This is a genomic window from Saccharopolyspora gregorii (assembly GCF_024734405.1).
GTDB lineage: Bacteria > Actinomycetota > Actinomycetes > Mycobacteriales > Pseudonocardiaceae > Saccharopolyspora_C > Saccharopolyspora_C gregorii.
This window is the reverse complement of record NZ_CP059556.1, coordinates 3,856,367-3,875,940: the sequence shown is the minus strand read 5'-3', so window position 1 is coordinate 3,875,940 and position 19,574 is coordinate 3,856,367. Positions and strand designations below refer to the sequence as shown.

The window sequence follows — 19,574 nt, the reverse complement described above, 5'->3', positions numbered from 1 at the left end:
GATCAGCCGAGGCCGAGGCGGTCGCGTTCCACCTCGACGATGCGGCGTTCGACGGGGACGGTGGCGTCGTGCAGGCGGCGTTCGTCCAGAGGCCGGGTGTTGAGCGCCTCGGGGTCGGTGAGCTTCGCGGCGCTCTCCCGGGCGTAGGCGTCGAACAGGCGCGACTTGCCCTCGAGGAGTTCGCGGAGCCGCTGGTCCACGGTGTCCTTGGCGAGGATGCGGTGCACGTGGACCTTGCGGGTCTGGCCCATCCGGTGGCAGCGGGCGATGGCCTGCTCCTCCGCGCTGGGTTTCAGCTGCGGTTCGGCGAGCACCACCACGTTCGCGGCCTGGATGTTGAGCCCGGTGCCGCCCGCGTCGATCTGCGCGAGCAGCACGGCGTGCCCGTCCCGTTCGGAGAACTCGTCGACGAGCCCTTGCTTGTCGGTGAGGTCGCCGTCCAGGTCCTTCGGCATCGCGGCGGGCCCGACGGCCTCGCGGACGGCGGCGAGCACCGGCCGGAAGAAGGTGAACACGACGACCTTCCACCGCTGCTGCGCGGCTTCCTCGACGATCTCCCGCAGCCGCGCCAGCTTCGCCGAACCGGCCTGCTCGTAGGCGGTGCGCCGCATCGCCATCAAGTTCCCCGACGCCACCGCGTTCCGGTAGGCGGTGTCGTCGGCGCCGGTGAGCTCGACCCAGTCCTCCAGCTCGATGAGCTCGGGCAGTTCGGTGAGCACGTCCTCCTGGTTGCGCCGCAGGTACACCGGTGCCACCGCCCGCCGGAACCGGCCCGGCGCCAGCGCGTCCCGCGCGTCGAGCCGCGCGGCCACCTCCGGTTGCAGGTAGCCGACGAGGGTGCGGAACTCGTCGACGCGGTTCTCCATCGGGGTGCCGGTGAGCAGCAGCGCGCGGTCCGCCCGGCCCACCAGGGACACCACCGCGCGGGAGCGCTGCGCCTGCGGGTTCTTCACGTAGTGCGCCTCGTCCACCACGACCATCGACAGCGGCGCGTCCGCCACCCCGCGCAGCCGTTGCAGGGTGTCGAAGGAGGTGACGGCGATCCCGCCGTCGCGCAGCCACTCGCGGGTGGCGGCGTCCCGGTGCGGGCCGTGCAGCGGGTGCGGGACGAGGGCGCTGCGCCGGGACGTCTCGTGCACCCAGTTGATCAGCACTCCGGCCGGGCACACCACCAGGAAGTGGGTGCCGCCGCGCGCGGTGAGGTGCGCCATCGCGGCCAGCGCCTCCACCGTCTTGCCCAGGCCCATCTCGTCGCCGAGGATCGACTTCCGCCGCGCCAGCGCGAACTTCGCGCCGAACGCCTGGTAGCCGCGCAGCGCGACCCGCATCAGGCCGGTGTCGAGCCCGGTCGCGGTGACCTGCCGCTCCTGCTCCGGCGGCAGCTGCCCGGTGGTGGCTCCGGCGGCGGTCCCGGCGTGGCCGGTGAGCTCGGCGAGCAGCGTGTTGTAGGTGGCGGCGCGGCGTTCGTAGTCCTGCCACAGCTCATCGGGCCGTTCGACGTCGGGAGTCGGCTGCGCTGCGGCGATCCGCCGGATGCCGGGTTCGGCGAGCAGCTCGTCCACCCGCGCCAGCGCGTCGAGCGCGGTGGTGCGGCGGGCGGCCCCGGTGAACCACATCCGCAGCCTGCTGCCCGCTCGCTGCGCCACCGGTTCCAGCTCGTCCAGCGCGTCGAGGCCGCGCCGGATCTCCTGCTGCTGCGCCGAGATCCGCTCGCCGGCGAGTTCCCAGGCCCGCACGGTCGCCAGCAGCGCGGCGTGCTCGGGGTCGCGCCGGTCCGGGTCGATGCGCAGCACCACGTCCTGCGCGCTCGCCCGCGCGAGCCGCGCGGCGGCGGCCGCGGCCTCCTGCGCGGTGGCCGGGCCGACGCCGGGCACGGCCTGCAGCAGTTCCGGGGTCGCGGCGGCCACGTCGGCGGCGGTGCGGTACCCGGCGCGCTCCAGCTCGCCGAGCCGCAACCTGGTCCGCGCGGCGTCGCGGAGCCTGCCGACCGGCATCCCGCGCAGCCGCTCCCACGCCTCCCGCTGCCGGAACGCGTCGTACTGCTGCCGGGCCTGCTCGCGCAGCCGGTCCGGTTCGGCGAGCAGCCCGTGCGCGGCGGCGCGGAACGACCGCGCGCCCGCCAGCACGGCGCGCGCCGCGCGACCCGCCCGCACCGCACCCGGCCCGTCGTCGAGCCCCATGCTTCCTCCCCAGGAATCCCTGCTCGTCAGTACCGCACCACCGGCGCGCGGGCAGCCGCCGAGCGGGTGGTGCGGCCCCGGCTCCAGCTTGACGGATCACCCGAGGCAGGCTCCGCAGGGCCCGCCCGTCCGGCCGGTCACCGAATGCGAACAGCTGCACATACCCCCGTCGACGGAGAACATCCGCCGCACGCCGGGCGCTGAGGTTCCGCCACCCATCCCCGAAAGCAGAACGAGTGGCGGTGCTTCCAGCGAGGAACATCACCTTGATGGGGTAGTGGTATGTCCGGTTAGGGTGCTCGGGAGCCAGTCGCGCCCGCGAGGGCAGGGAATCCGGTCGGAATCCGGAGCTGACGCGCAGCGGTAGGGGCGATGGGCGAGGAACGGCCGCACGGCCGCGACCACTGGACCACCGGGTCCGGGAAGGGACCTCGCCCGGCGAACCCGAGCCCGAAGACCTGGCTGGCTCCCCGGACCGCACTCGGTGCCGGGTCGCAGCCTGCCGGGCCCCGCGCATGGGTCCGGGGTGAGGAACCACGTGACATGCCGTTCTCGCGCCCCCGCGCGTTCCGGGCCGGACTGGTGGCGTTGACCGCGACCGTGCTGGTCTCCTGCGCCGCCCCCGCCGACGACACCGCACCCGTGGCCGGGGCGACGACGCTGCACAACTGCGGCACCGAGGTCACCGTCGCGGAACCGCCGCGCCGGGCGGTGTCGTTGAACCAGTCGACCACCGAGATCATGCTCTCGCTGGGACTGGCCGACCGGATGGTGGGCACCGCGACCTGGACGGAGCCGGTCGACCCGCCGCTGGCCGCGGCGAACGCGCGGGTGCCGAAGCTCGCCGAGAACACCCCGTCGTTCGAGTCCGTGCTGGACACCGAACCGGACATCGTGCTCGGCGCCTACCAGGCCATGTTCACCGACGAGCGCGTCGCCGACCGCGAGCGGTTCACCGAGCTCGGCGTGCCCACCTACCTGTCGCCGAGCAACTGCCTGCCGGAGGAGGCGCCGCTGCCGGAACCGGTGCAGCTGGCCGACATCCACCAGGAGGTGCAGGACATCGCCGACCTGTTCGGCGTCCCCGAGCGGGGCCGGGCGCTCAACGAGCAGCTGCGCGGCCGGGTGGAGGCGGCGCGGCAGAAGGTCGCCGGGCTGGACTCGCGCGGCGAGACCTCGGTGCTGTTCTGGTTCGCCCGCACCGAATCCCCGTACGTGGCGGGCTCCACCGGGTCTCCGGCGATCATGGCCAGGGAGCTGGGCGTGCGCAACGCCTACGACGACGTCACCTCGATGTGGCCGCAGGTGTCCTGGGAGGACGTGCTGGCCCGCGACCCGGACCTGCTGGTGCTCGGCGACCTCACCCGCGACGGCGAAGGCGACGGGCTCGCGGCGAAGGAGCGGTTCCTGCACGAGGACCCGGCGGTGTCCCGGCTCGCCGCGGTCCGCGACGACCACCTGCTGAGCATGACCGGCACCGAGCTGAACATCAGCCTCCGCACCGTGCAGGGCATCGAGCGGCTCGCGGACCGGCTCGTCGAGCTGGACCGGCAGCGGTGACGGCGGGGCGGCTGCCCGCCTCCGCCATCGTGCTGGCCGGGATCCCGGCGCTGCTGCTGTCGATCGCCGCCGCGGTCACCCTCGGGCCCGCGGACCTGTCGGTCGCCGACGTGGGCAGCGTGGTGGGGCACCGGCTCGGGCTGGTGGACACCGAGGTGTCCCGCATCGGGCAGGGCATCGTGCTGCAGCTGCGGTTGCCGCGGGCGCTGCTGGCGGCGATCTGCGGTGCCGGGCTGGGGGTGTGCGGGGCGGTCCTGCAGTCGCTGCTGCGGAATCCGCTCGCCGACCCGTTCCTGCTCGGGGTGTCGGCCGGGGCCTCCACGGGCGCGGTGTCGGTGGTGGTGCTGGGGCTCGGGGCCGGGGCGATCGGGTTGACCGCGGGGGCGTTCGCGGGAGCGCTGGTGGCGTTCGCGCTGGTGCTGCTGCTGGCGTCGGTCGCGGGTGGCGCCGCCGGGCACACCGTGCTGGCCGGAGTCGCGGGCACCCAGCTGTTCTCCGCGCTGACCTCCTACATCGTGATCACGTCGGCGGACGCGGAGCAGACCCGCGGGGTGCTGTTCTGGCTGCTGGGGTCGCTGTCGGGGGCGCGGTGGAACGACGTGGTGCTGGCCGGGATCGTGTGCGCGGCGTGCCTGGTGCTGTGCCTGGCCCGGGCCGGGGCGCTGGACGCGTTCGCGTTCGGCCAGGACGCGGCGGCCTCCCTCGGGGTGCACGTGCAGCGGTTGCGGATCGTGCTGCTGGTGGCGACGGCGCTGCTGGCGGCGACGCTCGTGGCCGCCGCGGGCGCGATCGGGTTCGTCGGCCTGGTGCTGCCGCAGGCGGCGCGGCTGCTGGTGGGGCCGCGGCACCGCGCGCTGCTGCCGGTGACGGCGGTGCTGGGCGCGGTGCTGCTGGTGTGGGTGGACGTGCTGGCCACCACGATCGCCGCGCCGCAGGAGGTGCCGGTCGGCGTGGTCACCGCGCTCGTCGGGGTGCCCGCGTTCGCCGTGCTGCTGGCCAAGCGGGGGAGGGTCTCGTGAGCCTGACCGCGAACGACGTGTCCTGGTCGGCCGGGGGAGCGCTGATCCTCGACGGGGTGCGGCTGCGCGTGGAACCCGGCCGGACCGTGGGTCTGCTCGGGCCGAACGGGTCCGGGAAGTCCTCGCTGCTGCGGCTGCTCGCGGGCCTGCGCCGCCCGGCGAGCGGGACGGTGGCGGTCGGTGACCGGACCACCGACCGCTGGCCGCGCCGCGAGCTGGCCCGGCGGGTGGCGGTGGTCGAGCAGCAGGTCGGCACGGACGTGGACCTCACCGTCGCCGAGGTCGTCGCCCTCGGCCGCACCCCGCACCGCAGCGGCTGGGGCGGGCGGAGCGCGGCGGACGAGGAGATCATCCGCCGCGCCCTGGCGCAGACCGGCCTGGACGGGCTGGCGCACCGGCGCTGGCACGGGCTCTCCGGCGGGGAGCGCCAGCGCGCGCAGATCGCGCGGGCGCTGGCGCAGGAACCGGTGGAGCTGGTGCTGGACGAGCCGACGAACCACCTGGACATCGCCCACCAGCTGGACCTGCTGGCGCTGGTGCGGCGGCTGCCGGTGACCAGCGTGATCGCGCTGCACGACCTGAACCTGGCGGGGATGTTCTGCGACGAGCTGGCGGTGCTCTCCGGCGGCCGGGTGGTGGCTGCGGGCACCCCGCGGGAGGTGCTGACCGAGCGGACCATCGCCGAGGTCTACGGCGTCCGCTGCGAGGTGTCCGAAGTGGACGGCCACCCGCACGTCCGGTTCCTGCCGGAGCTGCCGGTCAGCGGATGAGCTCGTCGGCGACCCAGCGGGCGACCTCGGGCGGGAACGGCGCGGGCAGGCCCAGCACGACGTGGGTGAACCCGGCCTCGACCGCCGCGCCGATCGCTTCACGGGTCTCGGCGGGCCGCTCGTAGTCCACCGCCAGGTGGATCGAGCGGGTGATCTCCGCCGGGTCGCGGCCGATCTCGGCGCAGCGGCGGTCCAGCATGGCGCTGCGGGACTTCGCGTCCTCGATGTCGCCGCCGGGGATGTTCCACACGTCCGCGTGGGCGGCGACGATCCGCAGCGTCGCTGCGGCCCGCCCGCCGATGAGGATCGGCGGGTGCGGGCGCTGCACCGGCTTCGGGTTGCCGAACGCGCCGGTGAGCTGCACGTGCTCGCCGTCGAAGTCGAACGGCTCGTCCTCGGTCCACAGCCGCCGGATCACCGTGCACGCCTCGTCGAGCGCGCCGACCGCGCGGGCGGTGTCGTGGAACGGCATCCCGTGCGCGGCGTACTCGCGGTGGGCCAGCGGGTGGTCCGGCCGGGAGCCGACGCCGATGCCGAAGTCGAGCCGTCCGTCCGAGATGACGTCCACCGTGGTGGCGATCTTCGCGAGCACCGCCGGCGGCCGGAACCGGTTGCTGGTCACCAGCACGCCGACGCGCAACCGGCGGGTGGCGGCGGCGAGCGCGGCGAGCATCGTCCAGCCCTCGTAGACGGGGCCGTCCAGGTCACCGCCGATGGGCATCAGGTGGTCGAACAGCCAGGCGTGCTCGATCTCGGGGATCGCGTCGGCCTCGCGCCAGACCTCCAGGAGGTCGCGGTGGTGCAGGTTCTGCGGGGCGGTCGCGATCCCGAAGCTGGGGCGGGTGGAGTGCGTCACGAGGGATCCTCCAGTGTTGTCGAGTGCAATCGGAACAAAGTTCCGTTTAATTGGTGCAGATGTGGGATCGTGGTGGGCAGGACGGGTGCGGCGCGGGTCGGCCGGTCGGCGGTGGCGGCATCCGCGGTCGCCGTGCCGCGGCTTCCCCGGCGAGGAGTCGCGGAAGTGCCGTTCTCCTCAGGTTCGTCGCACGGTGGTCGCTCGATCGCACCGGGTCCGCTCGGGGCGGGGAGCCGCGCCGGTGGAGCGCTCCCGCTCGCGCCGGCGCCGCGGTCGGGCGAGGCGTTCCGGTGGCCGCCCCGCTCTGGCATCATGGAACAACCGGAACCGCACTCCGGAAACTATACGGAACAGCGTTCCGCATGGCAAGTCCGCATCGGGAGGGGAGCACGGTGGGCGGAGACGACGGCGCGGCGCGGCCCAAGCGGGCGGACGCCCAGCGCAACGAGAGGACGCTGCTGGACGCCGCCGCCGCGGTGTTCGTCCGCTCCGGCGTGGAAGCCCCGGTGCGCGACATCGCCGCGCAGGCCGGGGTCGGAACCGGCACGATCTACCGGCACTTCCCGACGCGGTCCGATCTCATCATCGCCGTCTACCGGCACCAGATCGAAGCCTGCGCCGAAGCCGGGCCGGTGCTGCTGGAGGGCTGCGCGACCCCGTACGCCGCGTTGCGGCGGTGGATCAACCTGTTCGTCGACTTCCTGGTCACCAAGCACGGGCTGGCGAAGGTGCTGCGCTCCGACGAGGACGGGTTCGAGGCGCTGCACGCCTACTTCCTGGACCGGCTGCTGCCGGTGTGCGCGGAATTGCTCGCCGCCGCCGCGCGCTCGGGGGAGATCCGCGCCGACCTGGAGGCCATCGAGCTGATGCGCGGCGTCGGGAACCTCTGCATCGGCGCGGAAGACGACCCGCGCTACGACGCGCGCCGCCTCGTCGACGTCCTCGTCGCGGGCCTCCGCACCGCGCCCTGACCCCGAACACCCACCAGCCGACCCGACCCAACGCCCACTCCGCGCGCAACCTGCGGAGGTGAGTGACCCGCTTGCCCAGCGTGGTTGGTCGAATGGCCCACTCACCTAGCGGCTACGCGGGGTCACCCGGCTCGTGTTCCGCGACCACCCGAGGTGAGTGGCCCGCTTGCCCAGCGTGGTTGGTCGAAGGGGCCACTCACCTGGTGAGCCTGGTGGGGTGAGTGGGCCACTTGCCTGGGGAGGTTGGGTGGGTGGGGCGTTCACCTGGGTGTCAGCGGATCGACGTGCAGGGTCTGGTGTCCGGGTCCTCCGCCGTGTCGGGTTCCAGGCGCACGTCGGAGAAGGTGACGTCCAGGCGTCGTTGGGCGGAGACCAGGAACGGCGTGTTCACCCGCTCCGGATCCAGGCCCGCCGCGGTGAAGCAGGTCAGCGGGATCTTCACCGTCGTCGTCCGCCCCACCGGCAGCTCCCCGAACAGCTTCGCGGCGGGCAGCGCGCCGGCGCACGGGTAGTGGCAGTGCTCGGCGATCTCCGCGGTGCCCTCGCCCGGTTCCGCGTTGAGCCGCGCGTCGAAGACCAGCGCGCCACCGCCGTCGACGTAGGGCGTCAGGTCGAGCGAGCCCTCCGGGTTCGTGGTCTGCAGGTAGACCTGCGCGGTGGAGTCCCCGCTCCACACCACCCGCATCCCGTCCCCGTCGGGCGTGGCCGCGATCTCGCCGGGGTGCGCGACCCCCTCCGGCGGGATGGCGGTGCCGCTCCAGTTGCTGTCGGACCCGAGGTACCCGGCGAAGGACTCGGCGACCGCGCCGCCCTCATACAGCGGCAGCGGTCCGCCGGGAGCGGTGGATCGCGTGGCGACGGCGAGGACGGCGACGAGACCGACGACGACCACCGCGGCCGCCGCGATCGCGGGCCACCACCACTTCCGGCGGGACGGCGGCCCGGGAGGGGCCGCGACCCGGACCGTCGGTTCCTCGGGCGCCGCGCGGGGCGGGGGAGGCGGGAGCGGCGTGCGCGTCGTCGGAGCGTCCGCCAGGCCCGGCGTCGCGGCGGGTGCGGGGACGGGCTCGGGCCGCGGGGCCGGCCGGGCGGACACGAGCGCCGCGCCGAGCGCGACGGTGTACTTCGGGTGCAGCGTCACCCGCAGCGGCTTCCCGAACTCCTGCGCCACGAGCTGCGAGATCAGCGGGACCCGCGACGAGCCGCCCGCGAGCAGCACCGCCGAGAGGTCCTCGGTGCGCAGCCCGGCGGAGGCGGTGGTGCGGTGCAGCGCCTCGATGGTCAGCCGCACCGACGGCCTGATCATCTCGTTGAACTCCAGGCGGGTGATGGTGATCTCCCGGGTCCCGGCGGGCAGCGGGAGGCTCAGCCGCACGTCGGGTTCGGTGGAGAGCTCCTCCTTGGCGCGCACGCACGCCGCCTGGACGGCCGCGATCGCCGCCGCGGATTCCGGGTCGGCCGGGTCGAGCGCGCCCACCGCCCCGTCCAGCCGCTGGTCCACGTGCGCGAACAGCGCCTCGTCGAAGTCGATGCCGCCGAGGTGCTCGATCCCCTCCGGGGTGCCGAGGATCTCCACCTCCCCGCCGCGCATCCGCAGCACGGTGGAGTCGAAGGTGCCGCCGCCGAGGTCGTAGACGGCGATGATCTCGCCGTCGCCGAGCCGCCGTTCGCTGGAGTAGTGCGTCGCCGCGGCCTCCGGCTCGGTGATCAGCCGGAAGTCCGGGACGCGCGCCAGCCGGGGCACCTCGGTGAAGTGCTCGCGCCGGTACGGCCCCCAGATCGCCGGGTAGGTCAGCACCACCGAGTGCGGCGGCTCGCCGGAGATCCGGGTGACGGTGGCCAGCACGTCCCGCAGCTGCGCCGCCATCAGCGCCGCGGGGGAGTAGGTCGACCCGCCGAGCACCAGCGGCGTCGGATCACCCAGGCGGCGCTTGAAGTTCCGGCTGGTCGAGGCGGGGTCGCCCGCGGAGTCCGCCGCCGCTTCGCCGGTGAGCAGGATGCCGCCGTCGCCGCGCCGCGCCACCGAGGGCACGATCACCGCGGGGGACATCGGCACCATGCGGGTGCCGTCGGGGCCGCTGATCGCGGCCGAGGTGAAGGACGTTCCGAGATCGATCCCCACGCCGTACCGCACGCGCGCCCCCCTGAGTTCGGTGAAAGTGAAGAACGATCACAACTCGAGCGCGGGCAAGTCTATGCGCGGGTGCGGTATTCGCCCTACCTCCACAAGGGGGCAACCGGTCTCAGCCCGCGAGGGAGTCGCGCCAGAACAGCTCGGTGAGCCGGTCGGCGATCCGCTGCATGTGCTGCAGCGCCTCGGGGATCCGGGCCCGGCCGAAGCGGCTGCGCGGCCCGTTGAGGGTGAGGATCGCCACCAGCGTTCCCGCGCTGTCCCGGATGGGGCGCGACAGCGAGAGCAGCTCGTGCTCCAGCTCGTTGTCGATGATGGCGAAGCCCTGCTCCCGCACCTGCTCCAGTTCCTTGATCAGCGCGGTGCGGTCGGTGATGGTGTCCGGGGTGAAGGCTTCGAGCTTCTCGGGCAGCATCGCGCGCAGCTTCTCGGCGGGCAGGTCGGCCAGCAGCACCTTGCCGGTGGAGCTGGCGTGCACCGGGTAGTGCTGCCCGACGAGGTTGCTGGTGAGCACGCCCACGACGTGCGATCCGGCGGCTTCGGCGACCAGGTCGAGCCCGTCCTGCGCGTTCGGGATGGACAGCGTGACGGTCTCGTTGAACGAGTCGGCCAGTTCGTCCAGCAGCGGCTGGGCGTGCGCGACCAGGCCCGCGTACGGGTCGGCGGAGCGGCCGAGCCGGGCGAGTTCCCAGCCGAGGACGTAGTGGGTGTCGATCCGGTCCACCAGCCCGCCCTGCTCGAGGCTGTAGAGCAGCCGGAACGCGGTGGGCCTGCTGAGCCCGGCGGCCTTCGCGAGGGTGGTGACGGTGGCGCCGTTGCGCGGCTGGGCGGCGATCTCGCGGAGCAGGCGCACGGCCTTGGTCACCGATTTGTTGACCATGCCGGTCTGTTCGGGCGTGTCGTCGTCGCCCATACCGCTTCCGCCTCCCGCTCCGGCCCGTTCCCGGGCCGCGCGGCCCGAGCCGTGCGGCCACCCTAACAGCCGCGTTCACTTCGTGGACGCGGTGGCGTGGTGGGGGTGTCCCTCCTGGTGGGCCCGGGGGAGGGCGCGGCCGGGTGCGCGGCGACCGGTACGGTCCGGCGCGGCGTTCCGGGCACGGGGGCGAGGCACGACGAGGTGCCGCTGCTGTCGGTGTTCGGCTCGGCACCCTCCGTGGTCGCATGGTGGACGTCGTGTCCGGTTCCGGTGTCGGCTCGTTCGGTTCGCCGGCCTGGGCGGAATCCGGAGATGTGCGGTGGATCCTTGACTCCGCCGCCGATTTCCCGAAGGATTCTCGGCCGTTGTGTTCACATGGTGAACGCGCTAGGGACTGGTCGGTGCCGCGCGTTCACCCCCGACCGTGCGGCCCGCCGCCGCACCTCCGCGCACCCGCCGCCGCGCACCGACCGCGCTCGCGGGTGCTCCACCAGGAAGGAAACGCACTGGTGACCACCACCGCAGTCGCCGCCACCCGCACGCCGGAGGAGCGGAAGCGGTTCCTGCTCCGGCTGACCCTCGTCGTCGCCGGCGGCATGTTCATCGACGGCTACGTGCTCGGCATCGTCGGGACCGTGATCGGCGCCATCACCACCGACCTGCACATGTCGGTCTACGGCGAAGGCCTGATCGGCGCCGCCGCGCTGATCGGCATCTTTGCGGGCGGGCCGCTCGGCGGCTGGCTCGCCGACCGGTTCGGGCGCAAACCCATGTTCACCCTCGACCTGGCGCTGTTCGTGGTCGGTTCGGTGCTGCAGTTCTTCGTCGATTCCAGCTGGCAGCTGTTCCTCGTGCGGCTGCTGATGGGCGTGGCGATCGGCGCCGAGTACTCGATCAGCTGGCCGCTGATGACGGAGTTCGCCCCGGCGCGGCTGCGCGGCCGGTGCCTGTCGTTCGCCGAAGTGGCCTGGTACATCGGGTTCGTCGGCGCCTTCATCGTCGGTTTCGCCCTCACCGCGGTCGACGCGGACTGGCGGCTCGTGCTCGGCACCAGCACCGTGCCCGCCGTGATCCTGTTCCTCGGCAGGCTCGGCGTGCCCGAATCGCCGCGGTGGCTGATGAGCAAGGGGCGCACCGAGGAAGCCGAGCGGATCGCCACCACCTGGATCGCCGACCGCGCCGACCGCGCGGACATCACCGAGGAGCAGCAGCGGCCCGGCCGGTTCGGCATGCTGTTCTCCCGCGAGCACTGGCGCTCCACCACGTTCATCTCGGTGTTCTGGTTCTGCACCGTGACCCCGTACTTCGCCATCGCCACCTTCTCCGCGAGCGTGCTCGCCCGCTACGGGCTCGGCGAGGACGGCCTGGTCGGCGCGATCGGCGTCAACGGGGTCGCGCTGGCGGGTGTCGTGGTCTCCTGCCTGCTCATCGAGCGGGTCGGGCGGCGGATGCTCACCATCCCGCAGCAGTGGGTCTGCGCGGTGGTGCTGGTGATCATCGCGCTGTGGTCCTCGGCACCGCCGGTGCTGGTGCTGGCCTGCTTCCTGGTGTTCGCCTTCGCCAACGCGATGTGCACCGGGTTGACCGGCGTCTACCCGGGCGAGGTGCTGCCGACCGAGCTGCGCGGCATCGGCACCGGGTTCGCCACCGCGGTCAGCCGGGTCGGCGCCGCGATCGGCACCTTCCTGTTCCCGTGGTCGATGCAGGACCTCGGGCCCGCCACCACGATGCTCGTCGCGGCCGGGATCTGCGTGGTCGGTGCCGTCGTCTCGCAGGTGCTGGCGCCGGAGACCACCGGGCGCGCCCTGACCGGGATCTCCACCGCGGACCAGGACTAGCGCGCGCGGCGGGGTTCCGGGTGCGCCCCGGAACCCCGCCGTCACTTGCGCGGAGGTCACTCGGTGACCTCGAACTCGACCGAACCCCAGCCGGTGAACTCACCGGACCAGTGCCCGGCCCGGTCCACCGGCACCGCTTCCAGGCAGCTGCCCGGCAGCACGACCTGCCCGGCCTCGAACCCGATGCCGTAGTCGGCGAGCCGGTTGCACAGCCACGCCGTCGCGGCCAGCGGGTTGCCCAGCACGTTGCGGGTGTTGCCCGCCACCACCTCCCGGCCGTCGAGCCGCAGCGCGCCCCTGGTGTCGCTCAGCCGCAGCTCGGTGAGCCGCCGCGGCGTCCCGCCGAGCAGCACCGCCCCGGTGGAACCGTTGTCCGCCACGGTGTCCGGCAGCGAGATCGCCCAGTCCTGCACCCGGGAGTCGATGATCTCGATGGCCGGCATCGCGCAGTCCACGGCGCCGATCACGTCGGCGACCGTCACGTTCGGCCCGCGCAGCGGTGCCGCCAGCAGGAACGCCGGTTCCAACTCGACGAACGGGGCGATGAACCGGTCCCGCGCGATCGGCACGCCCTCGGGCGCGAATCCGCTCGCCAGCAGGTACCCGTAGTCGGGCCGGTCCAGCCCGAACGCGGCCTGCATGGCCTTGGCGATGTTGCCGAGCTTGTAGCCGACGATCCGGTCGCCGCCCGCGACGGCCAGCTCGGCGTTGTGCCGCTGCACCGCGAAGGCGGCGTCGGCGTCCAGCTCCGGCCACTTGGTGGTCGGCGCGGGCACCGGGGTCCGGTTGGCGCGTGCGTCGCGCAGCAGCGTGGCGACGTCGCGGATGTCCTGGTCCTGCACGGGAAGCCTCCTCCGGTGGTCAGATCGCGGCGGCGAGCTGGGTGCGGCCGGTCTTGCGGGCCGGGTGGTCGGCGGGCAGGCGGACGGTGCCGGGGCCGTGGAGCTTCTCGCGCAGGGTGCGGCCCTCGTACTCGGTCCACATCACCTCGCGGCGCTGCAGCTCGGGCACGACGAGTTCGGCGAAGTCCGCTATGTCCCGGTACTTCACGGCGTGGCCGAGGTTGAAGCCGTCGATGTCGGCCTCGTCGATCCAGCTCTGCAGCTCGTCGGCGACGGTCTGCGGGGAGCCGACGATGGTGGGTCCGCTGCCGCCGATGCCGATGAACTCGGCGATGTCGCGCGGCGTCCACTCCTTGTCCGGGTCCAGCTTCGAGAACAGGTCGACCATGGTCTGCCCGGCGTCGGTCTTGACGTGGCGCAGCGGCACGTCCGGGTCGAAGCGGGACATGTCCAGCGCGGTCCAGCCGCTGTAGCGGGCCATCGCGCCGGCGTAGCTGACCAGCTTGCGGTACTCCTCGTGCTTGGCGTGCGCCTGCGCGTCGGTGGGGGCGACGACGACGTTGAGCATCTGCAGCACCCGCAGCGATCGCGGGTCCCGGCCGAACGCGGCGGCCTCGGTGCGCAGCGCGTCGACCTGCCGCCGCAGCGAGGTCTTGGACAGCGAGTTCACGAACACGCCCTCGGCGTGCGCGGCCGCCAGCGCGCGGCCCTTCGAGGACCCGCCCGCCTGGAACAGCACCGGGGTGCGCTGCGGGGACGGCTCGCACAGGGCGAAACCGGGCACGGTGAAGTACTTGCCGCGGTGGTCGATGTCGTGCACCCGCGACGGGTCGGCCCACATCCCGCGCTCGGCGTCGCGGACCACGGCGCCGTCCTCCCAGGAGTCCTCCCACAGCTTGTAGCAGACCTCCAGGTGCTCGGCCGCCACGTCGTAGCGCTCGTCGTGCGGGGTGAGCAGCCCGTTGCCGAGGTTGCGCGCGGCGCTGCCCGCGTAGGAGGTCACCAGGTTCCAGCCGATGCGCCCGTCGGTGAGGTGGTCGAGGGTCGCGAACTTCCGGGCCAGCGCGTACGGGTGCTCGTAGGTGGTGGAGCCGGTGAGCCCGAACCCGAGGTGCTCGGTGGCGGCGGCCATCGCCGAGATCACCAGCGACGGGTCGTTCGCCGGCAGCTGCGCGGCGTCGGCGAGCGCGCCGGCGGCGCTGCCCTCGTAGATGTCGTGGTACCCGGCGTTGTCGGCGAAGAACACGCCGTCGAAGCGGGCCTCCTCCAGCATCTTCGCGTACTCGGTCCAGTAGCGGACGTCCTTGTAGCGCGAGCCCTGGTCCTCGGGGTGCCGCCAGAGCCCCGCGGACAGGTGCGCCGGGCCTTGGAAGTCGAAAGCGAACAGTCGAATGCGGCGAGACATCATCGGCTCCAGTTCGGTAGCGGGGCGTGCCGGGGACCGGAGCGGGCCGTCGCGCGACGGCCCACCCCGGGAAGTGCGTGCTGCGGTGCGGGAATCCGGCTGCCGAAGGCCGCGGCGCCGGGGACGTGCGATCAGGCGTGCAGGGGCTCGCGGTAGCCGCCGAGCCTGCCGCGGTGGAACACCAGCGGATCACCGCTGCCGGTGGCCATGCCGCGGACCTCGCCGATCACGATGAGGTGGTCGCCGCCTTCGAGCTCCTGCACGGTCCGGCAGTCGATCCAGGCGTGCGCGCCGATGATCTGCGGGCAGCCGTCGGCCGACTCGTGCCAGTCGACCTCGGCGAACTTGTCCTCCTGCTTGCCGGACATCGCGCGGCACACCGCGTCCTGCCCGTCGGTGAGCACGCTGGCGCTGAAGAAGCCGCTCGGGCGGATCTTCGGCCAGCTGCGGGAGCTGGTGGCGACGCTGAAGCACACCAGCGGCGGGTCCAGCGAGAGGGACTGGAAGGTGCCGACCACGAGCCCGGCGGGCGTCCCGCGTTCGTGGTCGCGCCCGGCCACGACGACGACGCCGGTGGGCAGATGTCCCATCACGTCGCGGAACTGGCGCGGCTCGATGATCGAAGTCGACGTTGTCATGGTGGTGCCTCCTCGTCCGGTTCTGGTCAGGGGTGCGTCAGCGCAGGTCGTCGCTGATCTCACGTGCCACGCGAAGGCCGCTCTCGACGGCCCCGTCGATGAAGCCCGCCCACAGCGAGGCGACGTCGCCGCCCGCGAAGTGAAGGACGCCCTCGGGGCGCCGCTGGGCTTCGAAGTACTGGGTGAGCTGGTTCGGCCGCTGCATCAGCCAGGTCTCCCTGGAATGCGGGTCGGCCATCCAGTCGTGCCCGGAGACTTCGAGCACGTCGAGGTCGTCGCGCCACGCGCGCAGCGCGGCGCGCACGGCCTCGACGTCGTTCGGGGAGATGCGCTCCGAGTCGGCGCCGAAGGCCACCAGCACCGCGTCCTCCTCGCCGTTGAACTCGGTGCGCACCACCGACAGCGGGTGCTCGGCCGAGGAGTAGGCGAAGAACGGGCGGATCGGGCCGCGGACCCGGATCCAGGCCTTCACGCCCCGCGACGCGGTCCGCTCCTCGGTCGCGGCGCGCTTCTCGGCGCACAGCGCGGGGGAGACGTCCAGTTCGCCGAGGATGTTCTGCGGCAGCGTCAGCACCACCCGGCGGGCCCGGAGCCGGTCGCCGGCGGCGGTGGTGACGGTGGCGCCGTCGGCGTCGTGCTCGATCCGCCGGACCTCGGTGGAGGTGCGGATGTCGGCGTCGCCGTCGGCGGCGATCGCGGAGACCAGCGCCTTGGTCCCGGCGGCGAGCCGGAACACGGCGGAGGCCTCGTGCATCAGGTGCCAGGACCCGGCGGTGGCGGCCGTCCAGCGCAGCGCGGCGGTGAACGCGCCGTCCTGCAGCGGGGCGTTGAAGTGCCCGACCCAGGCGGCTTCGTTGGCCCGGTACTCCTCGACGGGCAGGTCGAGCTCGTCGAGCTTGTCCTGGACGCTGAACCCGTCGACGTCGGCGATCTCGGCGCCCGCGGCGGGCTGGTCGGGCCGGGGGATGCGCCGCATGGTCTCGTCCAGCAGCCGCCGCATGCCCGGGTCGATGAGCCGCATGAACTCGTCGAGGTCGCCGGTGCGCACCTCGTCGCCCGCCAGCCAGTAGGCCTCCTCCGGACGCGGTCCGCGGGTGACCTCCAGCCCGTACCGGCTGACCTCGGCCCACGCGTGCGGCTGCACCCAGTGCAGCCAGGTGCCGCCGATCTCCAGGTCGCGGCCCAGCCGGTGGTCGGTCCACACCCGGCCGCCCAGCCGGTCCCTGGCTTCCAGCACGGTGACCCGCAGTCCGCGTCCGCTGAGCTCGCGGGCCGCGATGAGGCCGGAGACGCCGCCACCGACCACGATGACGTCGGTTTCTTCGGTCACGGTTGTGCACTCCATTCGTCGTCGGTGCCGCGCTCGGTGGGCCGAGCGCTGTGCTGCCGGTGGGTGGGACGGAGCTGCGATGGCGGCACCGGGGTGCGCACCGCGGGACGGACTTCGAGTGTTCGTTCTAGGAACAGAACGTTCAATATATGAACGGAACGAGCGTATTGTGGACCCGCGGATTTCGCCGCGTCAAGACTCGCGTCGAGGGGTTTTTCGGAGGATGTATCGGGAAACCGAGACTTGACACGATCCGGAGCCGGATGCGAACTACTCCGAATGGGGTGTTCGGTAAGTGAACGAACGGTCCAGATGTGCGGGAGGAGTGACCGCGTCGCGCGAGTGCTCGTCCGCTCGGGGGAGCCGGGCCGCGCCCGGAAAACCGGTTGTCCGCGCCGATGGTGCCGCTGAAGATGATCCGCGTGGACGACTCGACGAGCCTGCTGGCGGCCTACGACGACCAACTGCGCACCGATGCGGAGATCCCCGGCGCCCTGTCGGTGGCCAGGTGCGGCCCGCTGCGCCTGGCGACCTACGCGGGCGGGCGCGGGTTCGTCACCTACCGGGACCTCGGTGGCGCCGGCGCCGGGCAGGTCCGGCGGCTGGTCGCCGACGTCGTCGAGCACTACCGCGCGGACCCGGCGATCGAGCGCGTCGAGTGGAAGACCCGCGGCCACGACCGCGCCCCCGGCCTGCACGACGCCCTGCTCGCCGCCGGATTCGCGCCGGATGAGCCGGAGACCATCATGATCGGCCCCGTCCGGGCGCTCGTCGCCGACGTGCCGCTGCCCGCGGGCGTCGCGCTGCGCCGGGTGGTGGACGAGCCCGACGTGCGGGCGATGTGCGCGATGGAGGACGAGGTGTTCGGCGAGCCCGTCTCCGCCGCCGCGGTCGATGCGGTGCTGCGCAGGCTCGCGCTCGACGACGGCATGCAGCTGTGGCTCGCCGAGGCTGCCGGGGTCGTCGTGTGCACCGGACGGCTCGAACCCGTGCCCGGCACCGACTTCGCCGGGATCTGGGGCGGCGCCACCCGGCCGGAGTGGCGCGGCCGCGGGATCTACCGGGCGCTCACCGCCGCGCGGGCGCGGGCCGCGCTGGAGCTCGGGAAGTCGTTGGTGCACAGCGACTGCACGGAGTACTCGCGCTCGATCCTGGAACGTTCCGGCCTGCGCGCCGTCTCGACCACCACCCCGTACCGCTGGGTGCGGTGACCGCTCGGCCGTCCGGTGCCGGGACGGACTCGCGGGGGATCGCCGGGCGGTGCCGCGCCGGAGGGGACTGGTGGGCCGTCGCCGCAGGCCGGGACGGGCGACGAGTGCGACGCGGTGCGCGTTGCGACGGGCGTCCAAGAGGTCTTGACCGGACGGGCGATCGGGCAGATCCTCCGCAGTGTCCGTACGTACACGAACGATGTTGTGGGAATCGGGGTGGCAGGGCGATGGCGGCACCGGTGGCGATCATCGGCGGCGGGATCGGCGGGCTCACGCTCGCGCTGGCGCTGCGGCGGCGCGGGGTGGACGCGGAGGTGCACGAGCAGGCTCCCGAGCTGCGGGAGGTCGGCGCGGCCGTGGCGCTGTCCGCGAACGGCACCCGGGTGCTGCGCGAACTCGGCCTGGGCGAAGGGCTCGCCCGCTGCGGTGCGGTGCCCACCGAGCTGATCTACCGGCGCTGGGACAGCGGCGCCCGGGTGCACGACCACCCGGTCGCCGCCGACTACGAACGCCGCTTCGGCGCCCCCTACTACGGCGTGCACCGCGCCGACCTGCAACGGCTGCTCGCGGCGGAGTGCGGGGACCGGGTCCGGCTCGGCCGCAGGCTGGTCGGGATCTCTGCGGCCGGTTCCGGCCACCGGCTCGAATTCGCCGACGGCTCGGTCACCGAGGCCGAGGTGGTCGTCGGCGCCGACGGCGTGCACTCCGCCGTGCGGCGCTGGGTGACCGGCGAGGACCCCGCCACCTACTCGGGCACCAGCGGATTCCGCGGGCTGGTGCCGGTCGAGCAGCTGCCGTCGCTGCCGGACCCGCAGGCGATCCAGTTCTGGATGGGTCCGGGCGCGCACCTGCTGCACTACCCGATCGGCGATGGCTCGATCGTGAACTTCCTGGCCGTCGTGCACGAACCCGAGCGGTGGTCCGCGCCGGGCTGGACCGAGGACGTGCCGGTGGAGCGGATCCGGGACCGCTTCGCGGACTGGCACCCCGGCGTGCGGGAACTGGTCGAGCGCACCTCGCTGCCGCAGCGCTGGGCGCTGTTCGGGCAGCGGGCGCTGAACCGCTGGTACCGCGGCGGCGCGGTGCTGCTCGGCGACGCGGCGCACGCGATGCTGCCGCACCACGGGCAGGGCGCGAACCAGACCATCGAGGACGCCGTGACCCTCGCCGAATGCCTCCGCGACGGCGACCGCGGCACCGCGCTGCGGCGCTACGCCCGGCTGCGGCGCGCCCGCACCCGCGCGGTGCAGCGCAGCTCCTGGATCGCCTCCGACCTGCTGCACCTGCCCGACGGTGCGGAAGCGGAGCGGCGCGACCACCAGCTCACCGGCATCGGCACCACGCTGCACTGGATCCACTCGCACGACGCCCGAGCCGCCGCCACCCGCCCGTAGCGCGCACCGGCCGCCCGGCGGCAGGTCAACGCCGGGTGCCGGGAACTCGTGCGATGCCGCTCGACCGGCGAGGAGCGGGCGGGGACGAACGGCGCCCCCCGCCCGCACGTCACGCGCCGAGATGTCCGGCGAGCCACTGCCGCACGTCGGCCCGCGCGGCGTCCGCCATCGGGGTCGGGTGGGCGGTGAAACCGTGCGGTGCGGCGGGGTAGACCCGCAGGTCCACGTCGACACCGGCCGCGGCCAGCCGCGCGGCCATCGCGCGGTTGTCGCCGAGCAGCACGTCCTCCGCGCCGACGACCAGCCGCACCGGCGGCAGGCCGGACAGGTCGGCGTAGATCGGTGACACGTCCGGGTGGGCGCGGTCGGGCACGTGCCCCGCGTAGGCCTCGATGAAGTACTCGTCGGCGATCAACCGCCCGCTCGGCGTCCGCCCGCTCACTGCCTGTCTCGCTACTTCTGTCGCGTAGTGCTCGGGTGGCGGAACCTCAGCGACTTCCTCGCTGCGGGATC

General features: G+C 73.5%; 16 protein-coding genes and 1 riboswitch. Of the genes, 7 read left to right on the top strand and 9 right to left on the bottom strand.

The features are described from left to right. Positions 1-2: 2 nt before the first annotated feature. Complete coding sequence (locus tag H1226_RS16875; RefSeq protein WP_258341588.1) at positions 3-2,180, bottom strand: DEAD/DEAH box helicase; 2,178 nt, start codon at positions 2,178-2,180, stop codon at positions 3-5. 290 nt (positions 2,181-2,470) lie between these two features. Next, positions 2,471-2,661, top strand: a riboswitch (cobalamin riboswitch). A gap of 62 nt (positions 2,662-2,723) precedes the next feature. On the opposite strand from H1226_RS16875, the gene H1226_RS16870 reads away from it, so the two are divergent. The 3 genes from H1226_RS16870 to H1226_RS16860 are packed head-to-tail and all read left to right on the top strand — an operon-like array spanning position 2,724 to position 5,529. Continuing rightward, positions 2,724-3,740 carry an ABC transporter substrate-binding protein gene (locus H1226_RS16870; protein WP_258341587.1) on the top strand — a complete coding sequence of 339 codons (1,017 nt, stop codon included), beginning with the start codon at positions 2,724-2,726 and terminating at the stop codon, positions 3,738-3,740. Then, positions 3,737-4,759: a FecCD family ABC transporter permease gene (locus H1226_RS16865; RefSeq protein ID WP_258341586.1), complete on the top strand. Its 1,023-nt coding sequence runs from the start codon at positions 3,737-3,739 to the stop codon at positions 4,757-4,759. The genes H1226_RS16870 and H1226_RS16865 overlap by 4 nt, the downstream gene beginning before the upstream one ends. Continuing rightward, a complete protein-coding gene (locus H1226_RS16860; protein WP_224959612.1) occupies positions 4,756-5,529 on the top strand; it encodes an ABC transporter ATP-binding protein in 774 nt (257 codons plus the stop codon). Before H1226_RS16865 ends, H1226_RS16860 begins: the two co-directional genes overlap by 4 nt. Here the strand turns inward: H1226_RS16860 and H1226_RS16855 are convergent. Continuing rightward, positions 5,519-6,385: an LLM class flavin-dependent oxidoreductase gene (locus H1226_RS16855; protein WP_258341585.1), complete on the bottom strand. Its 867-nt coding sequence runs from the start codon at positions 6,383-6,385 to the stop codon at positions 5,519-5,521. The genes H1226_RS16860 and H1226_RS16855 overlap by 11 nt on opposite strands. A gap of 392 nt (positions 6,386-6,777) precedes the next feature. Between H1226_RS16855 and H1226_RS16850 the strand changes: the two genes are divergently transcribed. After that, complete coding sequence (locus tag H1226_RS16850; RefSeq protein ID WP_258341584.1) at positions 6,778-7,356, top strand: TetR/AcrR family transcriptional regulator; 579 nt, start codon at positions 6,778-6,780, stop codon at positions 7,354-7,356. 271 nt (positions 7,357-7,627) lie between these two features. On the opposite strand, the gene H1226_RS16845 is transcribed toward H1226_RS16850, so the two are convergent. After that, positions 7,628-9,478 (bottom strand): Hsp70 family protein, encoded by a 1,851-nt coding sequence (locus H1226_RS16845; RefSeq protein ID WP_258341583.1) that lies wholly within the window; start codon positions 9,476-9,478, stop codon positions 7,628-7,630. 121 nt (positions 9,479-9,599) lie between these two features. Further along, positions 9,600-10,400, bottom strand: a complete 801-nt coding sequence (locus H1226_RS16840; RefSeq protein WP_224957469.1) for an IclR family transcriptional regulator — start codon at positions 10,398-10,400, stop codon at positions 9,600-9,602. A 512-nt stretch (positions 10,401-10,912) separates the two neighbouring features. Between H1226_RS16840 and H1226_RS16835 the strand changes: the two genes are divergently transcribed. Next, a complete protein-coding gene (locus H1226_RS16835) occupies positions 10,913-12,241 on the top strand; it encodes a sugar porter family MFS transporter (RefSeq protein WP_258341582.1) in 1,329 nt (442 codons plus the stop codon). Positions 12,242-12,297: 56 nt separating this feature from the next. Here the strand turns inward: H1226_RS16835 and H1226_RS16830 are convergent, their stop codons facing one another. From H1226_RS16830 to H1226_RS16815, 4 genes are all read right to left on the bottom strand, one after another. Continuing rightward, the gene (locus H1226_RS16830) at positions 12,298-13,083 is read right to left on the bottom strand and encodes a 2-keto-4-pentenoate hydratase (protein ID WP_258341581.1); all 786 of its coding nucleotides are present in this window, start codon (positions 13,081-13,083) and stop codon (positions 12,298-12,300) included. Positions 13,084-13,102: 19 nt separating this feature from the next. Beyond that, on the bottom strand, positions 13,103-14,491 hold the full coding sequence (locus tag H1226_RS16825; protein ID WP_258341580.1) for an LLM class flavin-dependent oxidoreductase: 1,389 nt from the start codon (positions 14,489-14,491) through the stop codon (positions 13,103-13,105). A 128-nt stretch (positions 14,492-14,619) separates the two neighbouring features. Next, positions 14,620-15,126, bottom strand: coding sequence for a flavin reductase family protein (locus H1226_RS16820; protein WP_224957475.1), 507 nt, complete (start codon positions 15,124-15,126; stop codon positions 14,620-14,622). A gap of 37 nt (positions 15,127-15,163) precedes the next feature. Further along, positions 15,164-16,537 carry a flavin monoamine oxidase family protein gene (locus tag H1226_RS16815; protein ID WP_258349436.1) on the bottom strand — a complete coding sequence of 458 codons (1,374 nt, stop codon included), beginning with the start codon at positions 16,535-16,537 and terminating at the stop codon, positions 15,164-15,166. 305 nt (positions 16,538-16,842) lie between these two features. Here H1226_RS16815 and H1226_RS16810 point away from each other — a divergent pair, with 305 nt between their 5' ends. Together H1226_RS16810 and H1226_RS16805 are read left to right on the top strand one after the other, a co-directional pair. After that, the gene (locus H1226_RS16810) at positions 16,843-17,667 is read left to right on the top strand and encodes a GNAT family N-acetyltransferase (protein ID WP_258341579.1); all 825 of its coding nucleotides are present in this window, start codon (positions 16,843-16,845) and stop codon (positions 17,665-17,667) included. Between the two features lie 227 nt (positions 17,668-17,894). Then, positions 17,895-19,061 carry an FAD-dependent monooxygenase gene (locus H1226_RS16805; RefSeq protein ID WP_258341578.1) on the top strand — a complete coding sequence of 389 codons (1,167 nt, stop codon included), beginning with the start codon at positions 17,895-17,897 and terminating at the stop codon, positions 19,059-19,061. Between the two features lie 109 nt (positions 19,062-19,170). Here H1226_RS16805 and H1226_RS16800 read toward each other — a convergent pair whose 3' ends face one another. Further along, the gene (locus H1226_RS16800; protein ID WP_258341577.1) at positions 19,171-19,503 is read right to left on the bottom strand and encodes an alpha/beta hydrolase; all 333 of its coding nucleotides are present in this window, start codon (positions 19,501-19,503) and stop codon (positions 19,171-19,173) included. Between the last annotated feature and the right edge of the window lie 71 nt (positions 19,504-19,574).

What these genes read in the sequence shown, in the direction of transcription:
- H1226_RS16825 (WP_258341580.1), bottom strand. Translation starts at nt 14,491, where the DNA reads ATGATGTCTCGCCGCATTCGACTGTTCGCTTTCGACTTCCAAGGCCCG.
- H1226_RS16875 (WP_258341588.1), bottom strand. Translation starts at nt 2,180, where the DNA reads ATGGGGCTCGACGACGGGCCGGGTGCGGTGCGGGCGGGTCGCGCGGCG.
- H1226_RS16870 (WP_258341587.1), top strand. Translation starts at nt 2,724, where the DNA reads ATGCCGTTCTCGCGCCCCCGCGCGTTCCGGGCCGGACTGGTGGCGTTG.
- H1226_RS16840 (WP_224957469.1), bottom strand. Translation starts at nt 10,400, where the DNA reads ATGGGCGACGACGACACGCCCGAACAGACCGGCATGGTCAACAAATCG.
- H1226_RS16805 (WP_258341578.1), top strand. Translation starts at nt 17,895, where the DNA reads ATGGCGGCACCGGTGGCGATCATCGGCGGCGGGATCGGCGGGCTCACG.
- H1226_RS16820 (WP_224957475.1), bottom strand. Translation starts at nt 15,126, where the DNA reads ATGACAACGTCGACTTCGATCATCGAGCCGCGCCAGTTCCGCGACGTG.